At 67.5% G+C, this 24,724-nt stretch carries 26 protein-coding genes; 6 read left to right on the top strand and 20 right to left on the bottom strand.

All coding sequences use genetic code 11. The annotated features are described in order from the left end of the window. Positions 1-217: 217 nt before the first annotated feature. The 16 genes from rnt to AC1DCJ_RS02300 all read right to left on the bottom strand — a co-directional run bounded on the left by rnt (position 218) and on the right by AC1DCJ_RS02300 (position 14,882). Positions 218-868: a ribonuclease T gene (gene rnt / locus AC1DCJ_RS02375; RefSeq protein WP_392732672.1), complete on the bottom strand. Its 651-nt coding sequence runs from the start codon at positions 866-868 to the stop codon at positions 218-220. A 40-nt stretch (positions 869-908) separates the two neighbouring features. Then, positions 909-1,418, bottom strand: a complete 510-nt coding sequence (locus tag AC1DCJ_RS02370; protein WP_478069988.1) for an HvfX family Cu-binding RiPP maturation protein — start codon at positions 1,416-1,418, stop codon at positions 909-911. A 22-nt stretch (positions 1,419-1,440) separates the two neighbouring features. Further along, on the bottom strand, positions 1,441-2,196 hold the full coding sequence (locus AC1DCJ_RS02365; protein WP_478069987.1) for an HvfC family RiPP maturation protein: 756 nt from the start codon (positions 2,194-2,196) through the stop codon (positions 1,441-1,443). Then, positions 2,189-3,061, bottom strand: a complete 873-nt coding sequence (locus tag AC1DCJ_RS02360) for an HvfB family MNIO-type RiPP peptide maturase (RefSeq protein WP_478069986.1) — start codon at positions 3,059-3,061, stop codon at positions 2,189-2,191. The genes AC1DCJ_RS02365 and AC1DCJ_RS02360 overlap by 8 nt, the downstream gene beginning before the upstream one ends. Then, on the bottom strand, positions 3,048-3,425 hold the full coding sequence (locus AC1DCJ_RS02355; RefSeq protein WP_478069985.1) for an HvfA family oxazolone/thioamide-modified RiPP metallophore: 378 nt from the start codon (positions 3,423-3,425) through the stop codon (positions 3,048-3,050). The genes AC1DCJ_RS02360 and AC1DCJ_RS02355 overlap by 14 nt, the downstream gene beginning before the upstream one ends. A 646-nt stretch (positions 3,426-4,071) precedes the next feature. Beyond that, positions 4,072-4,779 (bottom strand): phosphate signaling complex protein PhoU, encoded by a 708-nt coding sequence (gene phoU / locus AC1DCJ_RS02350; protein ID WP_038689389.1) that lies wholly within the window; start codon positions 4,777-4,779, stop codon positions 4,072-4,074. Positions 4,780-4,810: 31 nt separating this feature from the next. Beyond that, positions 4,811-5,641, bottom strand: a complete 831-nt coding sequence (gene pstB / locus AC1DCJ_RS02345; protein ID WP_038689387.1) for a phosphate ABC transporter ATP-binding protein PstB — start codon at positions 5,639-5,641, stop codon at positions 4,811-4,813. A gap of 19 nt (positions 5,642-5,660) precedes the next feature. Beyond that, positions 5,661-6,536, bottom strand: coding sequence for a phosphate ABC transporter permease PstA (gene pstA, locus AC1DCJ_RS02340; RefSeq protein WP_038689386.1), 876 nt, complete (start codon positions 6,534-6,536; stop codon positions 5,661-5,663). Next, entirely contained in the window at positions 6,536-7,504 is a 969-nt protein-coding gene (pstC, locus tag AC1DCJ_RS02335; RefSeq protein ID WP_038689384.1) for a phosphate ABC transporter permease subunit PstC, read from the bottom strand. The genes pstA and pstC overlap by 1 nt, the downstream gene beginning before the upstream one ends. A 109-nt stretch (positions 7,505-7,613) precedes the next feature. Further along, positions 7,614-8,705, bottom strand: coding sequence for a phosphate ABC transporter substrate-binding protein PstS (gene pstS, locus AC1DCJ_RS02330; RefSeq protein ID WP_478069984.1), 1,092 nt, complete (start codon positions 8,703-8,705; stop codon positions 7,614-7,616). An 839-nt stretch (positions 8,706-9,544) separates the two neighbouring features. Then, positions 9,545-10,564 (bottom strand): phosphate ABC transporter substrate-binding protein PstS, encoded by a 1,020-nt coding sequence (gene pstS / locus AC1DCJ_RS02325; RefSeq protein ID WP_038689379.1) that lies wholly within the window; start codon positions 10,562-10,564, stop codon positions 9,545-9,547. A gap of 123 nt (positions 10,565-10,687) precedes the next feature. Next, positions 10,688-11,464: a PA3715 family protein gene (locus AC1DCJ_RS02320; protein ID WP_478069983.1), complete on the bottom strand. Its 777-nt coding sequence runs from the start codon at positions 11,462-11,464 to the stop codon at positions 10,688-10,690. Between the two features lie 190 nt (positions 11,465-11,654). Continuing rightward, positions 11,655-12,866, bottom strand: a complete 1,212-nt coding sequence (locus AC1DCJ_RS02315; protein WP_038689373.1) for an OprO/OprP family phosphate-selective porin — start codon at positions 12,864-12,866, stop codon at positions 11,655-11,657. Positions 12,867-13,047: 181 nt separating this feature from the next. After that, positions 13,048-13,737, bottom strand: a complete 690-nt coding sequence (gene nth / locus AC1DCJ_RS02310; RefSeq protein WP_448135552.1) for an endonuclease III — start codon at positions 13,735-13,737, stop codon at positions 13,048-13,050. Beyond that, complete coding sequence (locus tag AC1DCJ_RS02305) at positions 13,737-14,096, bottom strand: hypothetical protein (RefSeq protein WP_313246887.1); 360 nt, start codon at positions 14,094-14,096, stop codon at positions 13,737-13,739. The genes nth and AC1DCJ_RS02305 overlap by 1 nt, the downstream gene beginning before the upstream one ends. Before the next feature lie 3 nt (positions 14,097-14,099). Further along, complete coding sequence (locus AC1DCJ_RS02300; RefSeq protein ID WP_478070127.1) at positions 14,100-14,882, bottom strand: enoyl-CoA hydratase-related protein; 783 nt, start codon at positions 14,880-14,882, stop codon at positions 14,100-14,102. A 182-nt stretch (positions 14,883-15,064) separates the two neighbouring features. On the opposite strand from AC1DCJ_RS02300, the gene AC1DCJ_RS02295 reads away from it, so the two are divergent. The 3 genes from AC1DCJ_RS02295 (at position 15,065) to AC1DCJ_RS02285 (ending at position 17,631) form a co-directional block, all read left to right on the top strand. Continuing rightward, on the top strand, positions 15,065-15,766 hold the full coding sequence (locus AC1DCJ_RS02295; RefSeq protein WP_137189033.1) for an FKBP-type peptidyl-prolyl cis-trans isomerase N-terminal domain-containing protein: 702 nt from the start codon (positions 15,065-15,067) through the stop codon (positions 15,764-15,766). A 162-nt stretch (positions 15,767-15,928) separates the two neighbouring features. After that, positions 15,929-16,732 carry a CoA pyrophosphatase gene (locus tag AC1DCJ_RS02290; RefSeq protein WP_478070126.1) on the top strand — a complete coding sequence of 268 codons (804 nt, stop codon included), beginning with the start codon at positions 15,929-15,931 and terminating at the stop codon, positions 16,730-16,732. Further along, complete coding sequence (locus AC1DCJ_RS02285; protein WP_478069982.1) at positions 16,729-17,631, top strand: sulfurtransferase; 903 nt, start codon at positions 16,729-16,731, stop codon at positions 17,629-17,631. The genes AC1DCJ_RS02290 and AC1DCJ_RS02285 overlap by 4 nt, the downstream gene beginning before the upstream one ends. A gap of 137 nt (positions 17,632-17,768) precedes the next feature. Here the strand turns inward: AC1DCJ_RS02285 and AC1DCJ_RS02280 are convergent, their stop codons facing one another. After that, on the bottom strand, positions 17,769-18,338 hold the full coding sequence (locus tag AC1DCJ_RS02280) for an N-acetylmuramoyl-L-alanine amidase (protein WP_038689364.1): 570 nt from the start codon (positions 18,336-18,338) through the stop codon (positions 17,769-17,771). A 57-nt stretch (positions 18,339-18,395) separates the two neighbouring features. Between AC1DCJ_RS02280 and AC1DCJ_RS02275 the strand changes: the two genes are divergently transcribed. The 3 genes from AC1DCJ_RS02275 (at position 18,396) to AC1DCJ_RS02265 (ending at position 22,052) form a co-directional block, all read left to right on the top strand. After that, positions 18,396-18,923 carry a hypothetical protein gene (locus tag AC1DCJ_RS02275; RefSeq protein ID WP_478069981.1) on the top strand — a complete coding sequence of 176 codons (528 nt, stop codon included), beginning with the start codon at positions 18,396-18,398 and terminating at the stop codon, positions 18,921-18,923. 433 nt (positions 18,924-19,356) lie between these two features. After that, on the top strand, positions 19,357-21,501 hold the full coding sequence (rlmKL, locus tag AC1DCJ_RS02270; RefSeq protein ID WP_313246891.1) for a bifunctional 23S rRNA (guanine(2069)-N(7))-methyltransferase RlmK/23S rRNA (guanine(2445)-N(2))-methyltransferase RlmL: 2,145 nt from the start codon (positions 19,357-19,359) through the stop codon (positions 21,499-21,501). Positions 21,502-21,515: 14 nt separating this feature from the next. After that, complete coding sequence (locus tag AC1DCJ_RS02265; protein ID WP_478069980.1) at positions 21,516-22,052, top strand: GNAT family N-acetyltransferase; 537 nt, start codon at positions 21,516-21,518, stop codon at positions 22,050-22,052. Positions 22,053-22,421: 369 nt separating this feature from the next. Here the strand turns inward: AC1DCJ_RS02265 and AC1DCJ_RS02260 are convergent, their stop codons facing one another. Genes AC1DCJ_RS02260 through AC1DCJ_RS02250 form a run of 3 tightly spaced genes read right to left on the bottom strand, consistent with a single transcriptional unit; the run spans position 22,422 to position 24,720 of the window. Next, a complete protein-coding gene (locus AC1DCJ_RS02260) occupies positions 22,422-22,757 on the bottom strand; it encodes a DUF3325 domain-containing protein (protein WP_313246893.1) in 336 nt (111 codons plus the stop codon). Beyond that, a complete protein-coding gene (locus AC1DCJ_RS02255; RefSeq protein ID WP_478069979.1) occupies positions 22,754-24,400 on the bottom strand; it encodes a PepSY-associated TM helix domain-containing protein in 1,647 nt (548 codons plus the stop codon). The genes AC1DCJ_RS02260 and AC1DCJ_RS02255 overlap by 4 nt, the downstream gene beginning before the upstream one ends. Continuing rightward, positions 24,397-24,720: a DUF3649 domain-containing protein gene (locus tag AC1DCJ_RS02250; RefSeq protein ID WP_478069978.1), complete on the bottom strand. Its 324-nt coding sequence runs from the start codon at positions 24,718-24,720 to the stop codon at positions 24,397-24,399. The genes AC1DCJ_RS02255 and AC1DCJ_RS02250 overlap by 4 nt, the downstream gene beginning before the upstream one ends. Between the last annotated feature and the right edge of the window lie 4 nt (positions 24,721-24,724).

Genomic DNA, 24,724 nt, shown 5'->3' with positions numbered 1-24,724 from the left:
CGGCTRTTCGCGGTGSGTGGCATGCAGGCGGTTGGCGCGAAGAGCAGCCGACCAACGGTCGGCTCTACCMGGCGAAGYGACACATCGKGTAGAGCCGACCGTTGGTCGGCTGTTCGCGGTGCGTGGCATRCAGGCGGTTGGCGCGAAGRGCAGCCGACCAACGGTCGGCTCTACCMRGCGAAGCGACACATCGGGTAGAGCCGATGGGCGTACCGGGTTACCGCGGCCAGGCGTTGGCGATGGTGCAGAACAGCTTGGCGGTCTGCTCGGTGTCGTACACCGCGCTGTGCGCTTCGTCGGCGTCCCAGCCCAGACCGGCGGCAGCGGCGGCGCGGGCGAGGACGGTCTGGCCGTAGGCGATGCCGGCCATGGTCACCGTGTCGAACACGCTGAAGGGGTGGAACGGGTTGCGCTTGTGGCCCACCCGGTTCACCGCGGCGTTGACGAAGCCCAGGTCGAAGTGCGCGTTGTGCCCGACCAGGATCGCGCGCTGGCAGCCGTACTTCTTCACCGCCGCACGTACCGGCGCGAAGATGTGGTCCAGCGCATCCTTCTCGGACTTGGCCAGTCGGAACGGGTGGTCGAGGATGATGCCGGTGATTTCCAGCGATTTCGGGTCGATCTCCAAACCTTCGGCCGGGATCACGTGGGCGCTGGCGGTCTGGCCGGGGTACAGCAACCCGTTCTCGTCCATCTCGATCGGCACGGCGGCAATTTCGAGCAGCGCATTGCGGTTGCAGTCGAAGCCGCCGGTCTCCACGTCGATCACGACCGGCAGGAAGCCGCGGAAGCGCTGGGACATGGCCAGGTTCACTGCCGGGGCAGCAGGCGCCGGAGCGGCGGTGGGGGGCAAGGCGGCATCTGTCATGCGGGGATTCTAGCAGAGGGGGGCTGTACGCCCCCCGCGCTCAGGCCAGCGCAGGCGGGCGTGCCAGGCAACGCTGCAGCAGCCGGTCCAGGCTCAGCGGGCCGGCCCCCTGCAGGGCCAGCGGCAGCAGCATGGCCATGAACAGCACCGGCAGCTTGAAGTTGCCAAAGCCCTGGTCGGTGATGGCATAGCCCATCGCCAGCTCGCCCAGTCCGTCCCAGTGCATGGGCCAATGCACGGCGGCGGTGGCCACCATGGTCAGCACCAGCAGGCTGCTGGCGGCCATGCGCGTGCCCAGGCCGACCAGCAGGCAGGCCGCGCCCACCAGCTCGAACCACGTGGCCAGCTGCCAGTTGACGCTGGCCGGTACCTGGTCGAAGGGAAACGGAAACGCCTGCTGCAGGTCGCCGAACCAGTTGCTGCCGTGCAGCTTCTCGCGGCCGGATTCGAAATACTCCCAGGCCATCAGCAGGCGCAGGCCAAGCGGGGCAATCCACGGGCCGAGCGGGTCCAGCCGGCCGCGCAGGGCGGCCAGGTACGGTGTCTTCATCAACGGAATCCTTGGTGGGGGATCAGGAAGCGGGAGGGGCCGGGCCGATCACGCCGCTGTCGTGGAACTGGCGCAGTAACGCTGCCCCGGGGGCGAGCAGCGCATCGGCGGCCAGGCCGTGGGCCCGTGCAAGCTGCTGCAGGTGCCACGTGCCGGCATGGCCGGGCTGTTGGCCGATCTGTTCCAGCAACTGCGCGGCCATCGGGCTGATGGACGCAAAACGCACCTGCCCATCCGGGTCACGCCGCACCAGCAGCCCGGTGGGGACGTCGCCGGGCGCGTCGGGGGCGTCGTCACTGCCCAGCCGGTGCACCGGCCAGTGGTACAGCAGCGGCCACGCCAACGGCGAACGCTGCAAGGGGGCGTGCATCGGGTCCAGCCCCGATGTGGCTGGCAGTGGTCGGGCATCGAGCTGGTACAACGCGGTTTCCACCCACTCGTAGTGGGCCAGTTCGGCCAGCGCCGGGTGCGGCAGCGTCGGCTGGGCTTGCAGCCACTGCACGAACTCGGCGGCCAGTTCAGTGAACAGCGGGGTCTGTGCGCGGTGTTCGGCCACGAAGCGCCTTACCAACACCGTCCACTCGGGATCGCCCAGCAGCTGCACGCAGACCGGAAAGCCGGTGCCCAGCAGGCCGAGCAGGTTGTTGAACACCAGTCGCCGGTAGACCGCCAAGCGCCGTGCGTCCAATCCCGCGGGCGAGGCTACCTGTGCCGGGTCGCGCAGGTGGGTGGTGAGTGCCCGCTGCTGGGCGTGCAGGCGGGCCGGCGCGTCAGTCACGGGGGGCTCCGGCGTGTGCGGCCATCAGCTGGCGGATGGTGCGCAGTTCGTCGCGCAGTTCGGGATAGGGCGGGAAGTTGAAGTCGCGTTCGAGCAGGGTGGGGCGTGCACCGATGCGCGCGTAGGTGCGGGCCAGCAGATCCCAGACCGGATCGATCACGGCGCTGCCGTGAGTGTCGATCTTGAGGTCCTCGGCCTCGTCCAGGTGGCCGGCCACGTGCAGGCAGACGATGCGCTCGGCGGGCAGCCCGGCGATGAACGCGTCGGCGTCGTAGCCGTGGTTGCAGGCGTTGACGTAGACGTTGTTGACGTCCAGCAGCAGGTCGCAATCGGCTTCGGCCAGCACGGCGTTGGTGAAAGCCAGTTCGTCCATGGCCGGTTCGGGGGCGAGGTAGTAGGAGACGTTTTCCACGGCGATGCGCCGGCCCAGGACATCCTGCACGCGGGCGATGCGCGCGGCGGTGTGGTGCACGGCTTCGTCGGTGAAGGGGAGGGGCAGCAGGTCGTAGAGGTGGCCATCGTCGCTGCAGTAGCTCAGGTGTTCGCTGTACAGCGGTACGCGGTGCTGGTCGAGGAAGCGGCCCACCTGTGCAAGCAGTTGGGTATCCAGCGGCGCGGTGCTGCCGAGCGACAGGGACAGGCCGTGGCAGCTCAGCGGGTAGCGCTGGGCGAGGTCGGCGAGGGCCTCCCCGGCAGGGCCGCCCACGCCGATCCAGTTTTCCGGGGCGCATTCGAGGAAGTCGAGGTCGCCGGTTGGGGCGTCACGCAGGGTCTGCAGCAGTGCGCGGCGCAGGCCGAGTCCGGTCGCCGCCGCAGGCAGCGGCGACCGGTGCATGCCCGGGGCGATGGGGTCAGTGCTTGGCACCGCACTTGCCTTCGCCGCACTTGCCTTCCGCGGCCTTCTTGTCGCCGGCGGCCTTGGTTTTTGCGTCGGTGCCCTTGCCTTTGTCGGCGCCGCACTTGCCTTCGCCACACTTGCCTTCGGCGGTCTTGGCACCGGTTGTGGTGGCAGCTTTGTCAGCGGCCTGGGTGCCGGCCTTGTCGCCATGGGCGCCACACTTGCCTTCACCACATTTGCCTTCGGCGGCCTTGGTCGCGGCCTGTCCGGCAACGAGGTAGCCCTGGGCCAGGTCGGTCATGCTCAAGGCAGACGCCGACGCGGTGACGCCGAGGCCGGCGGCGAGCGCGGTGGCAGCCAGCAGGGACAGCGATCGGGTGGGGTTGCTCATCGGGTGGTGCTCCTTGGTATGGGCCGGGGCCCGGGATGGCTGCGTGGGGGCAGCAGGTGTGGCCATGGTGGGCCGGCCCGGCTCAACGAATCCTCACACAGGATTCAACGTTTCGTGAAGTGTGGGGGTGGTTGTTTTTCTTTTTAGAAGCGAAAAGCTAGAGCTAGAGCTGGAGCAACTGCAACTGCAACAGCCGGTGGTGCGGGCGTGTCTGGCTTGGCGGGTACGGGTGGGTTGGCGGGACACGCCGTGAATCCATCCTTGGAGGCTCGTGGGCGCCATCCATGGCGCCCAACGGTCCCGCCAACCCACCCGTACCCACCTGTGACAGTGAGTCGGATCGCAACGAAGAAGCAGAGCATTTAGATCCGTGCCGTTGCAGCTTTGCAGTGCTCTGCTTTGCTATGGCTGCCAGCTAACTGTCGAGGGTGGGGGTGTGTGGGTTCGCGGGACCCTGAGCCGCATGGATGCGGCGACGGAGCCTACATGGACGTACTTGCGGCGTGTCCTGCGAACCCACACACCCCCGCCCAGCTCAGGTCAGCCAGGAAACGGCAGCTTTCAAGCTCTACTCTTGTAGAAAAGCCCCAAACAAAAAAGCCGCTACCCGAAGGCAGCGGCTTTTGCTTTTCTACCATCAGGCAGTTCAGACGTGATCGGTGCTGCTGGTTTCGTCGCGCTTTTCGCGCGGCGGCAGGACCTGCTCGCCATGTACCAGGAACCAGACGTTTTCGGCGATGTTGGTGGCGTGGTCGCCCACGCGTTCCAGGTTCTTGGCCATGAACAATAGGTGCGTGCACGGGGTGATGTTGCGCGGGTCTTCCATCATGTAGGTGAGCAGCTCGCGGAACAGTGCGGTGTACTGCGCGTCCAGCCGTGCGTCGTCGTCGCGCAGTGCCAGCGCGGCGGCCGCGTCGTTATCGCGGTAGGCCTCGATCGCGCGGCGTACCTGCTGGGCTGCCAGCCGACCCAGTGAACGCAGGCCCTGGATCTGCGGCAGCGGCGGTACCTTGCTCAGGGCGATCGAACGCTTCGCCACGTTCGCGGCGTAATCGCCGATGCGCTCGATATCCGCCGGAATGCGCAGGCCCGCCAGGATCTCGCGCAGATCGCGCGCCATCGGCCCGCGCAGTGCAAGACGCATCACGTCGTGGCTGATCTGCTGCTCCAGGCCGTCGATCGCCTCGTCGTTGGCGATGATGCGCTGGGCGGCGTTCTCGTCGCGCTTCTCGATCACGTCCATCGACGCCTCGAGCTGTGCGACCGCCATCTCGCCCATGCGCACGATCTCGGCCACCAGCCGCTGCTGCTCTTCGTCGTAACTCTTGACGATATGGTCGTTGGGAATGCTCATGCGGGTTTAATCCAAAGGTTCGTGGCCGGGATCAGCCGAAACGGCCGGTGATGTAGTCTTCGGTCTGCTGCTTGTTGGGCTGCGAGAAGATCACTTCGGTGCGGTCGTGTTCGATCAGGTCGCCCAGGTACATGAAGGCGGTGTAGTCCGACACGCGCGCGGCCTGCTGCATGTTGTGGGTCACGATCACGATCGTGTAATCGTGCTTGAGCTCTTCCACCAGCTGCTCGATGCGGCTGGTGGAGATCGGGTCCAGCGCCGAGGTCGGCTCGTCCAGCAGCAGCACGTCCGGGCGCAGGGCCACGGCGCGGGCAATGCACAGACGCTGCTGCTGGCCACCGGACAGGCCCAGCGCGCTTTGGTTGAGCTTGTCCTTCACCTCGTCCCACAGCGCGCCCTGGCGCAGTGCCTGCTCGACGCGCACGGCCATGTCGGCCTTGGACAGCTTCTCGTGGTGGCGGATGCCGTAGGCCACGTTCTCGAAGATCGTCATCGGGAACGGTACCGGCTTCTGGAACACCATGCCCACCTTGCTGCGCAGGCGGTTCATCGGGTACTTCGGCGCCAGGATGTTCTCGCCGTCCAGCAGCACCTCACCGCGCGCCTCCATTTTGGGGTACAGCGCGTAGATGCGGTTGAAGATGCGCAGCAGCGTGGACTTGCCGCAGCCGGACGGACCGATCAGGGCGGTGACGCGCTTTTCGGGGATCTCCAGCTCGATGTTCTTCAGCGCATGGAACTTGTCGTAGTAGAAGTCCAGCCCACGCGCGGCCAGCTTGATCGGCGCCGGGGTCTGCAGGTTTTCATGCGAGGCCGGGACCACGATGCGCTGCATCGGCACGGCGTTGGAAAGATCGTTCATGGCGATATCCGCGGAAAGGTCAGTCATGGGAGATACGGTTGCGCAGCAGGATGCCGCGCGCAGAGAGGCTGACCAGCAGCACGAACACGGTCAGCACCAGCGCGCCGGCCCAGGCCAGCACCTGCCAGGATTCATACGGGCTGCCGGCGAACTGGTTCATCACCACCGGGACCGAGGCCATCGGCTGGAACACGTTGCTGTTCCAGTACTGGTTGCCGAAGGCGGTGAACAGCAGCGGCGCGGTTTCACCGGAGATGCGGGCCAGCGCCAGCAGGATGCCGGTGACGATGCCGGCGGCGGCGCTGCGGTACAGCACCTGCACGGTCACCTTCCACTGCGGGATGCCCAGCGACAGCGCCGCTTCGCGCATCTGCGAGGGCACCAGGCGCAGCATCTCATCGGTGGTGCGCACCACCACCGGCAGCACGATGAAGGCCAGCGACAGCGCACCGGCGAAGGCCGAGAACTGCCCGCCGGTCTGCATCACGTACAACGTGTAGACAAACAGGCCCAGCACGATCGACGGTGCCGACAGCAGGATGTCGTTGACGAAGCGGACCACGGTGCCGGCCTTGCGGAAGTTGCCGTATTCGGCCAGCCAGGTGCCGGCCAGCACGCCCAGCGGCGTGCCGATGGCAATGGCCAGGCCGCACATCACCGCGCTGCCGAAGAACGCGTTGGCCAGGCCGCCTTCCTGCATCGGCGGTGGGGTCATCTTGGTGAACAGGTCAAGATTGATGCCGGCCAGGCCCTTGGAGGCCAGCGTCCACAGGATCCAGCCGAGGAAGAACAGGCCGAACAGCGCGGTCAGGCAGGACATCAGCAGCGCGACCACGTTGACGATGCGGCGTCGCAGGTACAGCGGCTGGGAAGAGCTCTTGGCGACGGTGGACATCAGTTGCCCTCCTTGCGGGACAGACGCATCAGCATCAGGCGGGCGATTGCCAGCACCACGAAGGTGACGATGAACAGGACGAAGCCGAGCAGCAGCAGCGCCGAGCGGTAGGTTTCGGTGGCCTCACCGAAGTCGTTGGCGATCAGCGCGGCAATGGTGGTGCCCGGCTCCAGCAGCGACGGCGACAGGCGCACGCTGTTGCCGATCACGAAGGCCACCGCCATGGTTTCGCCGAGCGCACGGCCCAGGCCCAGGAAGATGCCGCCGATCACCGCCGAGCGGGTGTAGGGCAGCACGATGTCCCAGCTGACTTCCCACTTGGTGGAGCCCAGCGCGTACGCCGATTCCTTGAGGCGGGTCGGCACGGTGAGGAACACTTCGCGCATCACCGAGGAGATGAAGGGGATGACCATGATGGCCAGCACGAAGCCGGCGGTGAGCACGCCGATACCCAGCGGCGGGCCCTGGAACAGCGGGCCGATGATCGGCAGCGTGCCCAGGTGATCATTGAGGAACGGGGTGACGTACTCGGTCATCACCGGCACCAGCACGAACAGGCCCCACATGCCGTAGATGATCGACGGGATGCCGGCCAGCAGTTCGATGGCGGTACCGACCGGGCCACGCAGCCAGCGCGGCGCCACTTCGGTGAGGAAGAAGGCGATGCCGAAGCTCACCGGCACGGCGATGACCATCGCGATCAGCGCGGTGACCAGGGTGCCGTAGATAGGCGCGAGGGCGCCGAATTTGTTTTCGACCGGATTCCATTCGGACGAATAGAAGAAGCTCAGGCCCTGCTCCTGCAGGGCATGGCGGCCGCCCCACAGCATCGAGAGTGCGGCGCAGGCCAGGGCGACCAGCACCAGGATGACGGTGGCGATCAGGACCCACCGGAACAGTTTGTCATTGCGGGCGTCACGCAGGTCGCGGGTGGACGGTGCGGGAACAGGCTGGGCGATGGCATTCATGGGAAAGGCGGGGGCCCAAAATTAGGTGGGGTAGTGCCAGGCCATGCCTGGCAGAACGGTGTCATGGCGCCAAACTCCGGACCCGCGCAACGCGCGGGTCCGGTCTGGATCACTTGAATTCAGCCGCCCAGTACCCTTCGATCTGCGTGACCAGCTCGGCCGGCAGCGGCACGTAATGCAGCTCGTTGGCCTGCTTCTGGCCGTTTTCGAAGGCCCACTTGAAGAACGCCAGGGTTTCCTTGCTGCGCTTGGCATCCTTGGGCTGCTTGTGCATCAGCATGAAATTGGTGGCGGTGATCGGCCACGCCTGGTCGCCCGGGGCGTTGGTGATGACCAGGTTGAAGTCCTTGGCGCTGGCCCAGTCGGCGCTGGCGGCGGCAGCGGCGAAGGTTTCGGCGCTCGGCTGCACCCAGTTGCCGGCGGCATTCTGCATCGAGGCATACGGCATGCTGTTCTGCAGGGCGTAGGCCAGTTCGACGTAGCCGATGGAGCCCTTGATCTGCTTCACGTACGAGGCCACGCCTTCGTTGCCCTTGCCACCCACGCCATCGGGCCACTGTACCGAGGTGCCTTCGCCGACCTTGCTCTTCCAGTCCGGGCTGACCTTGGACAGGTAGTTGGAGAAGTTGAACGTGGTGCCCGAGCCGTCCGAACGGTGGACCAGGGTGATCTTGCCGTCGGGCAGTTTGACGCCCGGGTTGGCGGCGACGATGGCCGGGTCGTTCCAGGTCTTGACCTTGCCCAGGAAGATATCGGCCAGCAGCGCGCCACTGAGACGCAGCTTGCCGGCTTCCAGACCGTCGATGTTGACCACCGGCACCACGCCGCCGATCGCCGACGGGAACTGGCCGAGACCGGCCTGCGCCAGTTCTTCGCTGCTCAGCGGCTTGTCGGAGGAACCGAAGTCGACGGTGCCGGCCTTGATCTGCGCGATGCCGCCACCGGAGCCGATGGACTGGTAGTTGATCTTGGCGCCGGTGGCGGTGTTGTAGTCAGCCGACCACTTGGACACCAGCGGGAAGATGAAGGACGCGCCGGCGCCGGAGATTTCAGCGGTCAGGCGATCACCGGCAGCGGGCGCAGCTGCGGGAGCGTCGGCAGCCGGCGCAGCGGCCTGGCCTTCGGCGCCCGGCTTGCAGGCGGAAAGACCCAGCGCGATGGCCAGGGAAAGGGCGGTCAAGCCAGCCGTGTGCAGTTTCATCGGTCACTCCGTAGCGGGATAGGGGCCGGTCTCTCCGGCGACGCTGCTATGAAATGATGTTTTTGTTACAGCCGTATGACGGTGTGACCGGGTGCACGGGAAACGCCCGTGGGGCGGGGGTTTCGGGCCAGAACAGAACCCCTGGAACGCACAGCTGCACTGCCGCTTGCGCCCGCGCCGGGCGGGGGTGTGGGGGTTGGCGGGGCACGCCGCAAGTACGTCCTTGTAGGCTCGTGCGCCGCTTGCTCGCGTACGCAATCCTGCGTACACGGCAAGACCTGGGTTGGGCGTCCTGCCCAACCCGCCCGACGCATGCGTCGGGCCCATGCGGCGCAACGGCCCCACCAACCCCCACACCCCCGCCCCAGAAAGTTGGCCGGAGGCCATGGATAAGCCAAGACACAACCCTCAACCTCCACCTCAGCATCCAAATCCCAAATCCCAAATCCCAAATCCCAAATCCCAAATCCAGACGCCAGGCCAGGACAACTCAGATCCAACCGCATTGCCGCTTCATTGCGCAGACGCTTTCGCTGACGGGCCAGGAAACTGTCGGGGGCTGGTGGGGGTGGGTAGCCGGGGCCCTCCATCGCATGGATGCGATGGCGGAGCTTACAAGGACGTACTTGCAGCGTGCCCCGGCTACCCACCCCCACCAGCCCAGCCAGCAGAACCGACCCCGCACGTCGCCAGGCTCCGGCTCTGGCTCCAGCTCTGGGCTTTTCAGCTTCTAAAAAACAAACCCCACAAAAAAGAAAAGGCGCGGATCTTTCGATCCGCGCCCGGCGGCGGCAGGGGGAGAGAGGACCTGCCGCCGCCATTGCCTCGTTGTTGCCCGATCAGTACTTCAGGTTCTGCGACCAGTAGGTCTCGATCTGCTTCACCAGCGTGTCCGGCAGCGGCACATAGTCCAGCTGCTTGGCCTGCGCATCGCCACTCTTGTAGATCCAGCGGAAGAACTCCTGGGTCGCCTTCGCGTTGGCCACGTTCTTCGGCTGCTTGCGCACCAGAATGAAGTTCGTCGCCGTGATCGGCCAGGCGTCCGCGCCCGGCGCGTTCGTCATCACCAGATAGAAGTCCTTCGAACTCGCCCAGTCAGCGCTGGCGGCGGCCGCGGCGAACGACGTATCGCTCGGCAGCACCACCTTGCCCGACGCGTTCTTCATCGCCGCGTACGACATCTTGTTCTGCAGCGCGTAGGACAGCTCCACATAGCCGATGCCGCCCTTGATCTGCTTCACGTACGCAGCAACGCCTTCATTGCCCTTGCCGCCAATGCCCACCGGCCACTGCACCGACGTGCCTTCGCCGACCTTGCTCTTCCACTCCGGGTTCACCTTGGACAGGTAGTTGACGAAGTTGAACGTCGTGCCCGAACCATCCGAACGGTGCACAACCGTGATCTTGCCGTCGGACAGCTTCACGCCCGGGTTCAGTGCCGCAATCGCCGGGTCGTTCCAGGTCTTGATCTTGCCCAGGAAAATGTTGGCCAGCGTCGGGCCGTCCAGCTTCAGCGCGCCCGGCGCGATACCGGCCACGTTGATCACCGGCACCACGCCGCCGATCACCGACGGGAACTGGGCCAGACCGGCCGCAGCCAGCTCTTCCGGCTTCAGCGGCGCATCCGACGAACCGAAGTCGACGGTTGCCGCCTTGATCTGGGCGATACCGCCACCGGAACCGATCGACTGGTAATTGACCTTCTTGCCGGTCGCGGTGTTGTAGTCGGCCGACCACTTGGACATGACCGGATAGATGAACGAGGCGCCCGCGCCGGTCACATCGGCGGCATTGGCGGCGAACACGGACGACGCGGCGAGGACGGCAACGGCGGCGCGCGACTTGAAGGCGTGGATCACGGGGTGGCTCCTGGGATGGATGACGGTGCGGGGTGTCCCGCCCGGTGCTCATTCCATAACGGTTCGATGACAGCGCAGCGTCTGTCATATGACCGCACCGTGACATGCGTCATGAGGTGCCCGTCACAACGGGCGCAACGCCTCCGGAACCGCGTAATGGCGCCCGTCATGGCGCAGCACGTGGCGTTCGCTATCCACCGGCGTGTCCTGGTCGCGGCACGTCTCGCCGTCCATCCAACTGCGGCTGGTCACCCGGCGCTCGCTGACGATCAGCTCGGCCAGGCCATGCGGCGGTTGCCGGCCCACCGAGAGCGTGCGTGTCACATCGGTGGACTCGCCTGCGCAGCGCGTGTCCCATTCGGCCTGGTAGCGGCGCGTCACCAGCGGCGGGTTGAGTTCGCGCAGGCCGGTGCCCTGCATCGCCAGCAGACGCAGCTGTTCTTCGCTGAACGGGTTGGGGCCGGAGCCATTGCGTCGCTGCAGGCGCAGCCCGAATGCCAGCGTGTCGGCGGCCAGCTGGTACCGCGCGGTATCCAAGCGCATGCCGTCGAAGAACACCGCGTCGCTGTCCAGCGCGCCCGCCAGCACCGTCCAGGCGCGCGGTGCCAGGGTGTCGGTGTCGATCACCATCACCTCCACGTCGCCATCGCGGGAATCGTGGTCGCCGCCATCGCGCCAGACCGGCGTGGCCAGCAGGGTCAGCCCGGGGCGGGCCGGCCAGCGCCGGCAGACGCTGCCCGTGGTGTCCCGGGTGTAGCCGGCGCGGTCCGGCAGCACATTACCTGCCCGCTCCAGGTACGCCTGTTGCGCGGCGGCCTGCGCATCGTGGCAGTCCTGCGCACGGGCGGGCAGGGCGGTGCCGCACAGGGCAGCCAGCAACAACGGCAGGGCGATACGCATCGGAACATCCACGGGCCAGGGGGCGCCCAGCATACGCGCGCGGGCGGCCCCGGCATTGCGTGACAACGCGACGCAACCGGGTAGAGCCACCCCATGGGTGGCTACGCAACCAACGACATGCGTGGCCACGCAAACAAAAAAAGGGCGCAGCCCAAGCTGCGCCCTTTCTGTCACACATGTACAGCCACGCTTACCAGAAGAACTGCAGGCGCGCTTCGAGGATGTTCGGGTCGTCGTTGACGAACGCACGCGCGGTCGAGTTGTACTTCTTGCTGTCCACCATCACGTAGTTCAGCGCGAACTTGGTGTTGGAGCGCCAGTAGTAGTTCACGCCCACGGTCCAGATATCCATCTTGCCGCCGAGCACGCCATCGACGATCGGCGGACGGCCGGCCACCGGGTTGGCGTTGACGTTGCCGTCGTTCAGATCCATGTGGTCGTAGCGTGCACCCAGCTGCCACATGCCACGGCCCGGCTCATCCGGCAGGCCGGTGGTCGGCGTGCCGCCCTTGTAGCCCCAGGTCTCGCCGGTGATGTTCCACAGGCCGCTGACGTAGAAGCCGTCGCTGGTGTAGTTGTCGCGGGTGTAACGCTTGGCCTTGCTGGTGTAGTACTCGGCCTGGGCCTTGAACGGGCCGCCGATGTACATCGCTTCGGCGCCGATCGTGCTCACGCGGTCGGTGTCCACCAGGTTGCCGCTGTCGACCAGGCGCGCGGTGGCCAGGTCGGCGTTGGGACGGGCACGCACGCGCAGGGTGTCGGCGTCGGTGTCGTAGTCCACATAGCTCAGGCCGAAGTGGAGCACCTGGCCCTTGTCGTTGATCGGCGCCCAGGTACCGCGCGCGCCGTAGCCGCTGCCGTGGGCCAGGTTGCGGGTCAGCTCGCGGCCGAAGGCGCTGGCGGTCACCGACCAGTTGTTGTCGCCGATGCTGTAGGCGCCACCGAGGCGACGGGCCACCGCGTAGGTATTGGTGACGGCCGCCTTGGAAATGAAGTCGTTGTTCTTGGTGCTGGACAGTTCTTCCAGGCTGTTGGGCTGCTTGAACTGGCCGAACTGCACGAAGTGGTTGGCGTTGCCGGCCAGCTTGTACTTCAGGTTGGTGTCCAGGAACTTGTCGGCCTTGGCGTCGTAGCCGACCACCCATTCGATGTTGCCCGGGCCCTTGCCCTTGAGCACCAGTTCGGCGCGGCGCAGTTCGAACTCGCTGTCCTTGCCGTTGCCGGCATCACCGCCGTTGAGGTCGGTCAGGTCGTTGTCGAACCAGTTGCCGTCGGCCTGGACCAGGCCTTCGAAGGTGATCTCCGAACCGCCGATCACATCGATGGCCACTTCGGCGTGGGCAGCCGGGACGAACAGCGCAGCCGCAACAGCCGCGGTCAGGAGTTGGCGATGCAGTTTCATGGAGAGGAGCCTTGCAGGCAGGTGGGAAGATGCTGCGCAGGCTAATTAGTGAAGATTGCGTAAATATGACAGTTTCAGACAAACCGACGGCCAGCCCGGCTCAGGCGCCGTCAGGGGTTGCCATTGATGCCCGACGCAGATGACCGCCGGGTTGCGTGCAGATGGCAGTCGCGACACCGCCTCAGGCAGCGGTTTTCTGCTTGAACCGGCACAGGTCGCGGATGACGCATTGCGGGCAGTCGGGCTTGCGCGCCTTGCACACATAGCGGCCGTGCAGGATCAGCCAGTGGTGCGCATCGAGCAGGAACTCGGCCGGGATCACCTTCACCAGCAGGTCTTCCACCGCGCGCACGTCCTTGCCCGGGGCCAGCCCGGTGCGGTTGGACACGCGGAAGATGTGGGTATCCACCGCCATCACCGGCTCGCCGAACGCCGTGTTGAGCACCACGTTGGCGGTCTTGCGGCCCACCCCCGGCAGCGCCTCCAGCGCGGCACGGTCGCGCGGGACCCCACCGCCGTGCTGGTCGATGAGCATCGCGCAGGCGGCAATCACGTTCTTGGCCTTGGCGTTGAACAGGCCGATGGTGGCGATGTATTTCTTCAGCCCGTCTTCGCCCAGCGCGAGCATCGCCTGCGGCGTGTTGGCCACCGGAAACAGCTTGCGGGTGGCCTTGTTGACGCCCACGTCGGTGGCCTGCGCAGACAGCGCCACGGCCACCAGCAGTTCGAATGGCGAGCTGTACTCCAGTTCGGTCTTCGGGTGCGGGTTGAGTTCCCGCAGGCGCGTGAACATTTCGATCACGTCGGCCTTGGGCATGCGCGCGCTGCGCGGCGCAGGTTTGGCCGCCGGGGTGCTCTTCATCGTACTCATCAGGAAGTCTTGCCGGCAGCCTTGGCCTTCGCGCGCGCCAGGATCGCGGCGGCGGCGGGCGGCAGGGCCGGTTTCAGTTCGGGTGTGGGGGCCGGCGGTGCGCGGCGCGCTTCGCGTTCGGCGGCGCGGCGGGCCAGCCGCTGCGTGCGCTGCTGGTAGCGCGCACGCGCGGCCCAGGCACGGTGCAGCTGCTGCTGGGTCTGCAGCAGGCGCGCGGCAAGATCCGGGTGGCCCGGCAGCAGTGCGTTGTCGCCCGGTGAGGGCACGTAGTCCATCAGGCCCGCCGCCAGCGCGGCGTCCAGGTCGTCATCGAGCACCAGCAACAGCAGGCGGGCGGGCAGGGCAGGTGCGGCGTGCATGGCTCAGCGGTTCTGGAACACCGGCGGGCGCCGGGCAAGGAAGGCGGCGGTGCCTTCGCGCATGTCCTCGGTGGCGAACATCAGCCCGAACTGCGCGCTTTCGTACTCCAGGCCTTCGCCCAGTGCGCATTCGCCGCCCACGTGGATCGCGTCGAGAATGCCGCGCAACGCCAGCGGCGCGGCCTTGGCCAGCTGCAACGCAAGCTCGGCCACGCGCGCGTCGAGCGCATCGGTAGCCACCACTTCATTGACGATGCCCAGTTGTAGCGCGCGCGCCGCGGCGATCGGGGTGCCCAGCAGGCACAGCTCCAACGCGGCGGCGCGGCCGCACAGGCGCAGCAGGCGCTGGCTGCCACCGAAGCCGGGAATCAGCCCCAGGTTGATCTCGGGCTGGCCCACCTTGGCGGTGTCCGCGGCGATGCGCAGGTGGCAGGCCATGGCCAGTTCCAGGCCGCCGCCCAGCGCAAATCCGTTGATCCGGGCCAGAACCGGCTTGGGCATGCGCTCGATGCGGCGCATCAATTGCTGGCCCAGCAGCGAGAAGTCACGTCCCTGAACCGGGCTCAATCCGTTCATTTCCGCGATATCCGCGCCGGCCACGAATGCCTTGGGGCCCGCGCCGGTCAGCACCACCACCCGGACCGCCGGATCCGCGGCGGCCGCGGCAAAGGCCGCATCCAGGGCCTCCAGCGTGGCGCGGTTGAGGGCATTGAGCTTGTCCGGCCGGTTCACGGTCACGGTGCGGATGGCACCGTCATCGGCAACGTCGATAGGGGCGGGGGCTATGGGGGCGTCGGCCACGGCAGGACTCCTGAAAACGTTAAAAAAAAGTGATGTTGAACTCTTGAAACGAAGTCAGGTCAGAGCCTGCGTCGTTAGTGGCGGTTCAACGTTGCGGCGGCTATCCTAACCCGTCGCCTCAGGGCGGCCCAATGCGTCCTGAGTTACCACCCCTGGAGAAACGTTTGATGAAGTTGCGTTCTATCGCGGTCGCCGTCGCGGCCCTGGCCCTGACGGGCAATGCCTTCGCCCAGGACACCTCGTCCGAAAAGGGCAAGCTGAGCTATTACTTCGGTTACGACTACGGTAACAACCTCGCCGAACTCACCGCGCGCGGCGAGCAGCTGGACATCAACTCGGTGGTCAAGGGCCTGCAGGATGCCTACGCCAAGAAGCAGCCGTCGATCACGGCGGAGCAGTTGAAGCCGGCCGTCGAAGCCTTCCAGAAGCGCGAGCAGGGTCGTGCCCAGGCCGCCAAGGCCGAGTACGACAAGGCCGCGGCCGACAACAAGACCAAGAGCACCCAGTTCCTGGCCGCCAACAAGGCCAAGGCCGGCGTGCAGGCGCTGCCGAGCGGCGTGCAGTACCGCGTGGTTGAAGCCGGCAAGGGCGCCAAGCCGACCCAGGCCAGCACCGTGCAGCTCGAAGTCGCCGGTCCGTACCCGTACGGCACCCGTCCGGCTGAAGCGCGTCCGGCGCAGCAGATCCCGTCGATCAAGGTCAGCGAAGTCGAAATGAAGGCCATGCGCGAAGTGCTCGTGCAGATGCCGGCTGGCTCGAAGTGGGAAGTCACCCTGCCGCCGGAACAGGCCTACGGTGCCGACCCGCGCACGCCGTTCCCGCCGAACGTGGCTGTGCAGTTCGAGATCAAGCTGGTCAGCGTCAAGTAATACGCAGTTGCACCCCGAACGCGCCGGTGAATCACCGGCGCGTTTTTTTATGTCCGGCCGTGCGGTGTCACGCGCCCCTGGATGTACTGCAGACACGGCCCGAAGGCGCCTGGAAACCGCGCAAATCCCCTGTATTCGCGCTAATGTTGGCCGGTGCATTCCCTGGTAGACCCCACGCATGCAATACCCACGCCCTGTATCGGCATCTGTGCGCTGGATCGCGCGGGGCTGTGCACGGGCTGCCTGCGCAGCGTGGATGAAATCACCCGCTGGTCCACGATGACTCGACACCAACAGAACCACGTCATGCAGCACACGCTGCCGCTGCGCGAGCAGTTGCGGCAATCGCTGCGCGGCTCGCTGGCCGAACACGAGCGCCTGTTGCGCGCCCTCCACCCGCTGGACCAGCCACCTACCGGCGATGGCTGGAACCGCAGCGAACTGATCGATCTGCTGCCGCCCGGCCCGCCGGTGGAAGCGGCGGTGCTGGCCGGCATCGTGCCGCGCGCCGAAGGGGCCCAGGTGATTCTGACCCGGCGCACCGAAACGCTGCGCCAGCACGGCGGGCAGGTGGGCTTTCCCGGTGGGCGTACCGAGCCGGACGATCGCGATGCGGTGGCCGCCGCGCTGCGCGAAAGCCAGGAAGAAATCGCACTGCCGCCCGAGCAGGTCCAGGTGCTTGGCTATCTCGACCCGTTCGTGACCATCACCGGCTACCGGGTGATGCCGGTGGTGGCGGTGATCGACCCGGCGTTCGTGGCGGTGCCGCAGCCGGACGAAGTGGCCGAAGTGTTTGAAGTGCCGCTGGCCTACCTGATGGATCCGGACAACCTGCGCCACGTGGATATCGAGCACCGTGGCCGTGTCCGCCACGTGCTGGAATATGGCTGGCCCGGCCAGCGCATCTGGGGCGCCACCGCCGCCATTCTCTACAACCTGCGTCGCCGCCTGGAGCAGACCGAATGAACACCGCCACTTCCACCTGGACCACCCTGGTGGATGCCGCCGATCTGGCCGCAACCCTGGGCCAGGCCGGCACCCGCGTGCTGGATGCGCGCGCCACGGCCAGCACCGCGGTGCGCGTGATGGACGCGCGGTTCGCGCTGGCCGACCCGCAATCCGGCGCCCAGGCATACGCGCAGGGGCATATTCCCGGGGCGCTGCACGCCGACCTCAACCGTGACCTGGCCGACCTGGGCAAGACCGGCCAGGGCCGCCATCCGCTGCCCGACAGTGACGCGTTCGCCGCCACGCTCGGCAGGTGGGGCATCGCGCCCGATACCCAGGTGGTGGTCTACGATGCCGCGGACGGCAGCATGGCCGCCGCGCGCCTGTGGTGGCTGCTGCGCCTGATCGGCCATGCCCGGGTGGCGGTGCTCGACGGCGGCGTGGCCGCCTGGCAGGCCGCTGGCCTGGCGTTGACCACCGAGCAACCGGTGGTGGAACCGTTGCCCCCCTATCCGGGCCGTTTCGATCGCGCCCGGATCGCAACGGTCGACGAAGTCGCCGCGCGCCTCAAGCACGCACCGGGGTGGCTGCTGGATGCGCGCGCGGGCGAGCGCTTCCGCGGCGAAGTGGAACCGCTCGACCCGGTGGCCGGCCACGTACCCGGCGCGGTCAACCGCCCGTTCGCGCTGAACGTGGCAGACGGCCGCCTGCGCCCGGCGCCCGATCTGCGCGCCGCATTGCAGCCGTTGATCGGCACCCATGCTCCCGAACAGGTCGTGCTGATGTGCGGCTCGGGCGTCACCGCCTGCCACCTGCTGCTGGCCATGGAAGTGGCCGGCCTGCACGGCGCAAAGGTCTATGCCGATTCGTGGAGCGGTTGGGTCAGCGACCCCGCGCGCCCTGTCGCCACCGGCTGATGCCCAGACCCGTAGTGCCGGGCTCTGCCCGGCAACCAAGTCCGTAATGCCGGGCGCTGCCCGGCATCCAAGCCCATAATGCCGGGCTCTGCCCGGCAACCAAGTCAGTAATGCCGGGCTCTGCCCGGCAACCCGATTCATCCCCGCATTTCCTGCAGCGCCACCGCCGCCAACACCCGTGGCCACGGGAACAATGGACCCGGGTCGCGCTTGCGCGGCACCCGCCGCTCCGGATCGTCGCTGGCCACTTCCTCGCGCGTGTCCAGCCACTCGTGCCCGGCGATGTACTGCAGTGCTGGCAGGGTCTGGCACAGGTGCTGCAGCAGGTCGATCAGCGCGGCGATCTGGGCATCGGCGTAGGGCTCGTCCATGGCCTGGTGGCGCGAATCCAGCCAGTGCGGGTAGCGCCCGCGGTTGACCAGCTCGATACCGATCGAGCGCGGGTTGTAGCCGCTGACATGGTGCGCCACCCGGTCCACCGCCACGTACTGCACGATGCGGCCGTCACGGTCGATGTAGAAGTGCCCGCTGTTGCCGCTGCCGCTGTCGTACAGCACGCGCTCGCCGTATGCGCGCGCCATCGCCAGGTCGGGCAGTTCGGTGCAGTGGATCACCACCAGGTCGACCTGCGCCGGCACACGCGCCTGCAGGCTGTCCTGGTAGGGCAGGGGCTGCGGATCGATCGGTGGCGGGGCGCGGCCGGGCATGGCGCGATGCTAGCATTCCGCCATGAACGCTCAAATCGATTCCTGCCCGGTGCGTGCATGAGCCGCGGCCACTGCATCCTTTCCCACGGCTTTGAAAGCGGCCCGGACGCCACCAAGGTGACCGCGCTGGCCGAGGTTGCCCAGCGCCTGGGCTGGACCCATGAACGCCCCGACTACACCGACCTGGACGCGATGCGCACGGTAAGCAGCGTGGGCGACGTGCGCGCGCGCCTGCAACGGCTTATCGCGCTGGCCACCGGCGCCGCCCAGCGCGGGCCGGTGGTGCTGGCCGGCTCCAGCCTGGGCGCCTACATCTCGGCGATCGCCTCGCTGCAGGTCCCCACCCGGGGCCTGTTCCTGATGGTGCCGCCCACCACCATGGGCCCGATGCCGGCGCTGGACGCGGCCCGCGTGCCCACCAGCGTGGTGCATGCCTGGCATGACGAGCTGATTCCCGCCGCGCAGGTGATCGCCTGGGCCCAGGCCCGCTCGGCGCGGCTGCTGCTGGTCGATGACGGGCACCGGCTGAACAACCACGTCGAGGTGTCGGCCCGGGCGTTCGAGGAATTGCTGCTGTCGTTGTGACGGCGGACCGACCCGGACAGCGCACCGACCAACGGTCGGTGCCTACCGTGCGTAGGGGGCCGACCGTGCGTTGAAGGCCGACCGTGCGTCGAGGCCCACCGTGCGTTGAAGGCCGGCCGTGCGTCGAGGCCGGCCGTCCGTTAAGGCCGACCGTGCGTCGCGAGGCCGGCCGTGCGTTGAGGTCGACCATGCGTTGAGGTCGACCGTGTATCGCGAGGCCGACCGTGTGTCGGGTCCGCCCCTGCGTTGAACGCGTATCTGGCGTCGAAGCCGCAGCGACCCGCCGTGGGGCCGTGCCCCGGATCCGGTGGTCCGGCCGCGCCGTCGGGGCGATTCTGCCCCGGTCACGTACAATGGCCCTCCTGGCGCCCGCGCCGGGCTGCTTGCCGTGCCCTAGGGCACCCCTTCTCCGCTGACCTGCGATACCGATCCTGTGAAATTCTTTGTTTCCTGCGCCAAGGGCCTGGAGTACCTGCTTGCCGACGAACTGTTGGCGCTCGGCCTGGACAAGGCCACCGCCACCATTTCCGGCGTCAACGCCGAGGGCGAGCTGGCGCAGGCGCAGCGCGTGGTGCTGTGGTCGCGCCTGGCCAGCCGGGTGCTGTGGCCGCTGACCGAGTTCGACTGCCCCGACGAAGGCTCGCTCTACCAGGGCGTGTCGGCGATGGCGTGGGAGCAGCACATCAGCCCCGAGCTGACCCTGTCGGTGGACGCGCACGTCTCCGGGACCGAAATCACCCATGCGCGCTTCGCCGCGCAGCGGGTCAAGGACGGCGTGGTCGACAGCCTGCGGTCGCAGGGCCTGGAGCGGCCGTCGGTCAACACCGACTTCCCCGACGTGCGCATCAACCTGTCGCTGCGCAAGGGCCGGGCCACGATCTCGATCGACCTGGGCGGTGGCCCGATGCACCGCCGCGGCTGGCGCATGGCGCAGAACGATGCGCCACTGAAGGAGAACCTGGCCGCCGCCGTGCTGCTGCGCGCCAACTGGCCGAAGATCCACAGCGAAGGCGGTGGCCTGCTCGACCCGATGTGCGGCAGCGGCACGCTGCTGATCGAAGGCGCCTTGATGGCCGCTGACGTGGCCCCGGGCCTGCAGCGCCACGGCAGCATTCCGCCGAGCCGCTGGCTGGGCTTCGACCGCGACGCCTGGAACAGCCTGATGGAAGAAGCGCGCGCCCGCGAAACCGCTGGCCGCAGCGCACTCAAGCAGGTGATCCACGGCAGCGACGTGGATCCGCACGCCATCCATGCGGCCAAGCAGAACGCCGAAACCGCCGGTGTGGGCCATGCCATCTGGTTCGGCGTGCGCGACATCACCGATGTGCAGGTGCCGCCGCAGGAGACTGGCTGCGTGGTCTGCAACCCGCCCTATGACGAGCGCCTGGCCGCCGATGCGGTGCTGTACCGCCAGCTCGGCGACGCGCTCAAGCGCGCGGTGCCGCAGTGGCGCGCCAGCCTGTTGTGCGGCAGCGCCGACCTGGCCTTCGCCACCGGCCTGCGCGCCAACAAGAAGTACCAGCTGTTCAACGGCGCCATCGAGTGCGCGCTGATCGTCTGCGACCCCATCGCGGTGCCGCAGCGCGAGAACGCCGGGCAGCCGCGTGAGCTCAGCGAAGGCGCGCAGATGGTGGCCAACCGGCTGCGCAAGAACATCAAGAAGTTCAAGAACTGGCGCGCACGCGAAGCGATCACCTGCTACCGCGTCTACGATGCCGACCTGCCCGAATACGCCGCGGCCATCGACGTCTACGAAGAGGACGCCGGCGCCCGTCGTACCTTCCTGCACGTGCAGGAATACGCTGCACCGGCCACCATTCCCGACGTGGACGTGCGCCGCCGCCGCAACGAGCTGCTGTCGGCCGCGCGCGAGGTGTTCCAGGTGCCGGCCGAGCAGGTCGCACTGAAGTCGCGCGAACGCGGCAAGGGCGGCAGCAAGTACGGTCGTTTCGAGCAGCGCGGCGAGTTCGTGCTGGTGCGCGAGAACGATGCGCTGCTGCGCGTTAACCTGTTCGACTACCTCGACACCGGCCTGTTCCTGGACCACCGCCCGCTGCGCTGGCACATGGCCCAGGAGGCCATCGGCAAGCGTTTCCTCAACCTGTTCTGCTACACCGGCGTGGCCAGTGTGCAGGCGGCGGTGGCCGGTGCGGCATCGACCACCAGCGTGGACCTGTCCGGCACCTACCTGCAGTGGTGCGCCGACAACCTCGCCTTGAACGGCAAGGGCGGCAGCCAGCACCAGCTGATCCAGGCCGATGCGCTGGCGTGGCTGGAGGCCGAGCGGCACCGCTTCGACGTGATCTTCTGCGATCCGCCGACCTTCTCCAACTCCGCGCGCGCCGAAGACTTCGACGTGCAGCGCGAGCACGTGCGCCTGCTGCGGGCGGCCGTGGCGCGGTTGAGCCCGGAGGGCGTGCTGTACTTCTCCAACAACTTCCGCCGCTTCAAGCTGGACGAAGAAGCGATCAAGGAGTTCGCCGAGTGCAAGGAGATCTCCGCCGACACCATCGGCGACGACTTCGAGCGCAACCCGCGCATCCACCGCGCATGGGAGTTGCGTCGCTACGGCGCATGACGGGAAACGGCTGCATGGACGATCGCCACCTCCACGCCCACGGACTGCTGCTGCGTCCCTTCGAGGGCACCGATGCCGCCGCGTTCGCCGCGGCGGTGCGGGAATCGGCCGAGGGCATGCGGCGCTGGATGCCGTGGTCCTCGGTGGACTACGGCGACGACCAGGCGCGGCAGTGGTTCCAGGCGTGCCGCGAAGGCTGGGAAGCGGGCACGGCGTACGAGTACGGCGTGTTCGATCCGGCCACCGGTGCGTTTCTGGGCGGCGCAGGATTGAACGCCATCCGGCGCGACCACCGCTTCTGCAACCTGGGGTACTGGGTGCGGCAGGCGGGGCAGGGCCAGGGCGTCGCCACCCGCGTCGTGCAGGCGCTTGCGGCCCACGCATTCGGGCCGCTGCAGCTGCAGCGGGTGGAGATCGTCGTCGCGGTGGGCAACCTGGCCAGCGAACGGGTCGCGGTGAAGTCCGGCGCGCTGCACGAGTGCGTGGCCCGCAACCGGCTGGTCATCGACGACCTGGCCGCACCGGCGCACGTGTTCTCACTGGTCCCCTGACCGGGTAACCCCGCCGCGCCTGCCGCTGCCCGGCTTCCGTCCGCGGAAATGTTGATTGCCCCTGATCCGTAGAGCCGGGCTCTGCCCGGCCGCAGTTCGCGGGATGGTGATTGCCGGGCAGCGCCCGGCACTACCCGCTCGCCGTTCGCGGAATGACCCTTGCCGGGCAGAGCCCGGCACTACCCGCTCGCCGGATGACCCGGTAGAGCCGACCGTTGGTCGGCTGCCTTTCGTTCGGGTATCGCGATAGCCGACCAACGGTCGGCTCTACCTGTTCGGGCATCGCGATAGCCGACCAACGGTCGGCTCTACCCGCTCGGGCATCGCGATAGCCGACCAACGGTCGGCTCTACCCTGTTCGGCCGCCGGTCAGTGGGCGAGCAGCGCCACCGCCAGCCCGATCACCGGCAACGCCCACGCCAATGGCGCGATCCAGCGCGGCCTGAACGGGTACAGGCCGAAGGCGATCAGCATGCCGCTGACCGTCATCGCACCCAGCCACAGCACCGGACCGGCGGCCCAGCCGTGGTCCCATACGCACAGCGCAAACGACAGCGTCAGCAGCGCCCAGCCCAGCCAACGCCACAGGCGCATGCGCGCCGGGCTGGCCGGCGCCTTGCCGTGCAGGTCCAGCTGGTGCTTGTCCATGGCCAGCGACAGCGCGGTAAACGCCGAGAAGCTCACGGTGAGGGCCAGCAGCATCATGCGTTGGCCTCCACGTTCGCGCTTTCCTGCGCCCTGGCTGCTGCCGCCGCGGCGGCCTGCCGCTTCTTCTTCTCCGCCGCGCTCAGCGCCGGCTGCCAACGCTGCATGCGCAGCGCGCAGTAGGCCAGCACCGCACCGAAGGCCAGCATCATCAGGTCGAACCCGGCCAGCACCCAGTCGCCGGTGCGCAGGGTCACGCCCAGGTGAGCGTGGGTGGTGAGTGCATTGATCACCGGGATCAACAGGAACATCGCCGCGCCCAGGTACAGCTGCCACGCCCACATCAGCCGCTTGGGCCAGATGAAGGCCGCCAGCAGCGCCGCAGCCCAGGCGTAGAAGAACACGTTCACTTCGGCATCGGCGCGCTCGGCCATCTGCACCGGCAGCAGCCGGTTGCCCCAGAAGTAGGCGGCGAAGGCGATCGGCAGGCCGGCGACCGCGCCGATGTTGAGTGCATCCACCAGACGCAGGCCGAACCCGATCTTTCCGCTCTTGGCATGCTTGGGCCGTTCCTTCACCGCCCACAGCACCACGCCGCTGGCCACCATCAGGCAGCCGATCAGGCCGGACACGAAGAACAGCGCACGCAGCCCCCAGTCGGCAAAGCGGGCCAGGTGCAGGCCGTACATCACCCCGCGGGTCTGGGTGGCGCCACCCGAGCGCGGGCTGGCCTCTATCAGCGCACCGGTCACCGCGTTGAAGCGTAGCGACGGCGTATCCACCGACAGGCGCTTGCCATCGCGCTGCTGGATATCGATCACTGCGTTGGCCGCACCCGGGTGGTAGAGGGTGAAGCCGCCCACCTGCGCACCCTTCCACTCGGCGCGCGCAGCGTCGAGCAGCTGCTGGATCGGCAGGGCGGCGGCGCGTCCTTCCGACGGTGTGTCGATGTCGGCCAGGCGCGCGAAGGCCTCGCTGAAGAATGCATCCTCGTCCTTGGGGTAGGCCACGTTCACGCCCCACGGCAGGTACATGAACATCAGGGTGACGATGCCGGTGTAGGTGATCATCGCGTGGTACGGCAGGGCCATCACCGCGCTGACGTTGTGGAAGTCCAGCCACGAACGCAGGCCCTTGTCCTTGCGGAAGGTGAAGAAGTCCTTGAAGATTTTCTTGTGGGTGATCACCCCGGTGATGATCGCCACCAGCATGAACATCGCGCAGAAGCCCACCAGGTAGCGCGCCCAGTACACGGGGATGTAGTGCAGGTCGAAGTGCAGGCGGTAGAAGAAATCACCGCCGCGGGTTTCGCGTGCGGCCACTTCCTCGCCGGTGCCGGGGTCCACGGTGGCATCGCCAAAACGTCCACCGCCACGGCGGCGCTTCTCGCCTTCCACCGGCGGCTTGACCATCGATTCGGGGTTGCGCCAGAACATCCGCATGGCCGGGTTGCGCGGGTCGGGCAGGGTGACGTTCCAGCTTTCGGCCTGCGGTGCCTTGTGCTGCAGGAAGGTCAGGGCGCGTTCGGCGGCCACCTCGCTGCTCACCGAACTGCGCGGCAGTTCCGGCCGCATCCAGCGGCTGATCTCTTCGCGGTAGTAGCTGGCCGTGCCGGCCATGAAAATCAGCAGCAGCAGCCAGCCCACCAGCAGGCCGGTCCAGGTGTGCAGCCACGCCATCGATTGGCGGAATCCGTTCTTCATGCGCCGGCCCTCAGCAGTTCGGTACCCACCCAGAACAGCGCGGTGGGAATCAGGATGCCGACCCATGCGCGCAGCGCGGTACGGGTGGCGAACGCCCACAACGCCGCGCAGGCGCACAGCACGATGGCCACCAGCATGCCGGTCAACACCGCCTGCCCGCGCGCGATGGGCAGGGCCACGGCGAAGAACATCGAGCAGGTGGCGGCCAACGCGTAGCCGCCGAAGATTGCGGCGAGCGAGCGTGACGCCACCCCCAACCAGGGGCGGGCGAAGAAACTACCGAAGCGGCTGAACCAGCTGGCATCAGGCGTGCTGTCCACGGGG

It is taken from the genome of Stenotrophomonas sp. 10N36, assembly GCF_056395005.1.
Note: the sequence above shows the minus strand (reverse complement) of the source record. Positions and strands in the feature narration are given on the sequence as shown.

Coding starts and splice junctions, on each gene's coding strand:
- AC1DCJ_RS02255 (WP_478069979.1), bottom strand. CDS start 24,400: ATGAAGAACGGATTCCGCCAATCGATGGCGTGGCTGCACACCTGGACC.
- AC1DCJ_RS02320 (WP_478069983.1), bottom strand. CDS start 11,464: ATGCGTATCGCCCTGCCGTTGTTGCTGGCTGCCCTGTGCGGCACCGCC.
- pstC (WP_038689384.1), bottom strand. CDS start 7,504: ATGAATGCCATCGCCCAGCCTGTTCCCGCACCGTCCACCCGCGACCTG.
- pstS (WP_478069984.1), bottom strand. CDS start 8,705: ATGAAACTGCACACGGCTGGCTTGACCGCCCTTTCCCTGGCCATCGCG.
- pstB (WP_038689387.1), bottom strand. CDS start 5,641: ATGAACGATCTTTCCAACGCCGTGCCGATGCAGCGCATCGTGGTCCCG.
- AC1DCJ_RS02370 (WP_478069988.1), bottom strand. CDS start 1,418: ATGAAGACACCGTACCTGGCCGCCCTGCGCGGCCGGCTGGACCCGCTC.
- AC1DCJ_RS02295 (WP_137189033.1), top strand. CDS start 15,065: ATGAAGTTGCGTTCTATCGCGGTCGCCGTCGCGGCCCTGGCCCTGACG.
- AC1DCJ_RS02280 (WP_038689364.1), bottom strand. CDS start 18,338: ATGCCCGGCCGCGCCCCGCCACCGATCGATCCGCAGCCCCTGCCCTAC.
- AC1DCJ_RS02260 (WP_313246893.1), bottom strand. CDS start 22,757: ATGATGCTGCTGGCCCTCACCGTGAGCTTCTCGGCGTTTACCGCGCTG.
- AC1DCJ_RS02265 (WP_478069980.1), top strand. CDS start 21,516: ATGGACGATCGCCACCTCCACGCCCACGGACTGCTGCTGCGTCCCTTC.
- rnt (WP_392732672.1), bottom strand. CDS start 868: ATGACAGATGCCGCCTTGCCCCCCACCGCCGCTCCGGCGCCTGCTGCC.
- AC1DCJ_RS02355 (WP_478069985.1), bottom strand. CDS start 3,425: ATGAGCAACCCCACCCGATCGCTGTCCCTGCTGGCTGCCACCGCGCTC.
- AC1DCJ_RS02305 (WP_313246887.1), bottom strand. CDS start 14,096: ATGCACGCCGCACCTGCCCTGCCCGCCCGCCTGCTGTTGCTGGTGCTC.
- pstA (WP_038689386.1), bottom strand. CDS start 6,536: ATGTCCACCGTCGCCAAGAGCTCTTCCCAGCCGCTGTACCTGCGACGC.
- AC1DCJ_RS02285 (WP_478069982.1), top strand. CDS start 16,729: ATGAACACCGCCACTTCCACCTGGACCACCCTGGTGGATGCCGCCGAT.
- phoU (WP_038689389.1), bottom strand. CDS start 4,779: ATGAGCATTCCCAACGACCATATCGTCAAGAGTTACGACGAAGAGCAG.
- nth (WP_448135552.1), bottom strand. CDS start 13,737: ATGAGTACGATGAAGAGCACCCCGGCGGCCAAACCTGCGCCGCGCAGC.
- AC1DCJ_RS02275 (WP_478069981.1), top strand. CDS start 18,396: ATGAGCCGCGGCCACTGCATCCTTTCCCACGGCTTTGAAAGCGGCCCG.
- AC1DCJ_RS02315 (WP_038689373.1), bottom strand. CDS start 12,866: ATGAAACTGCATCGCCAACTCCTGACCGCGGCTGTTGCGGCTGCGCTG.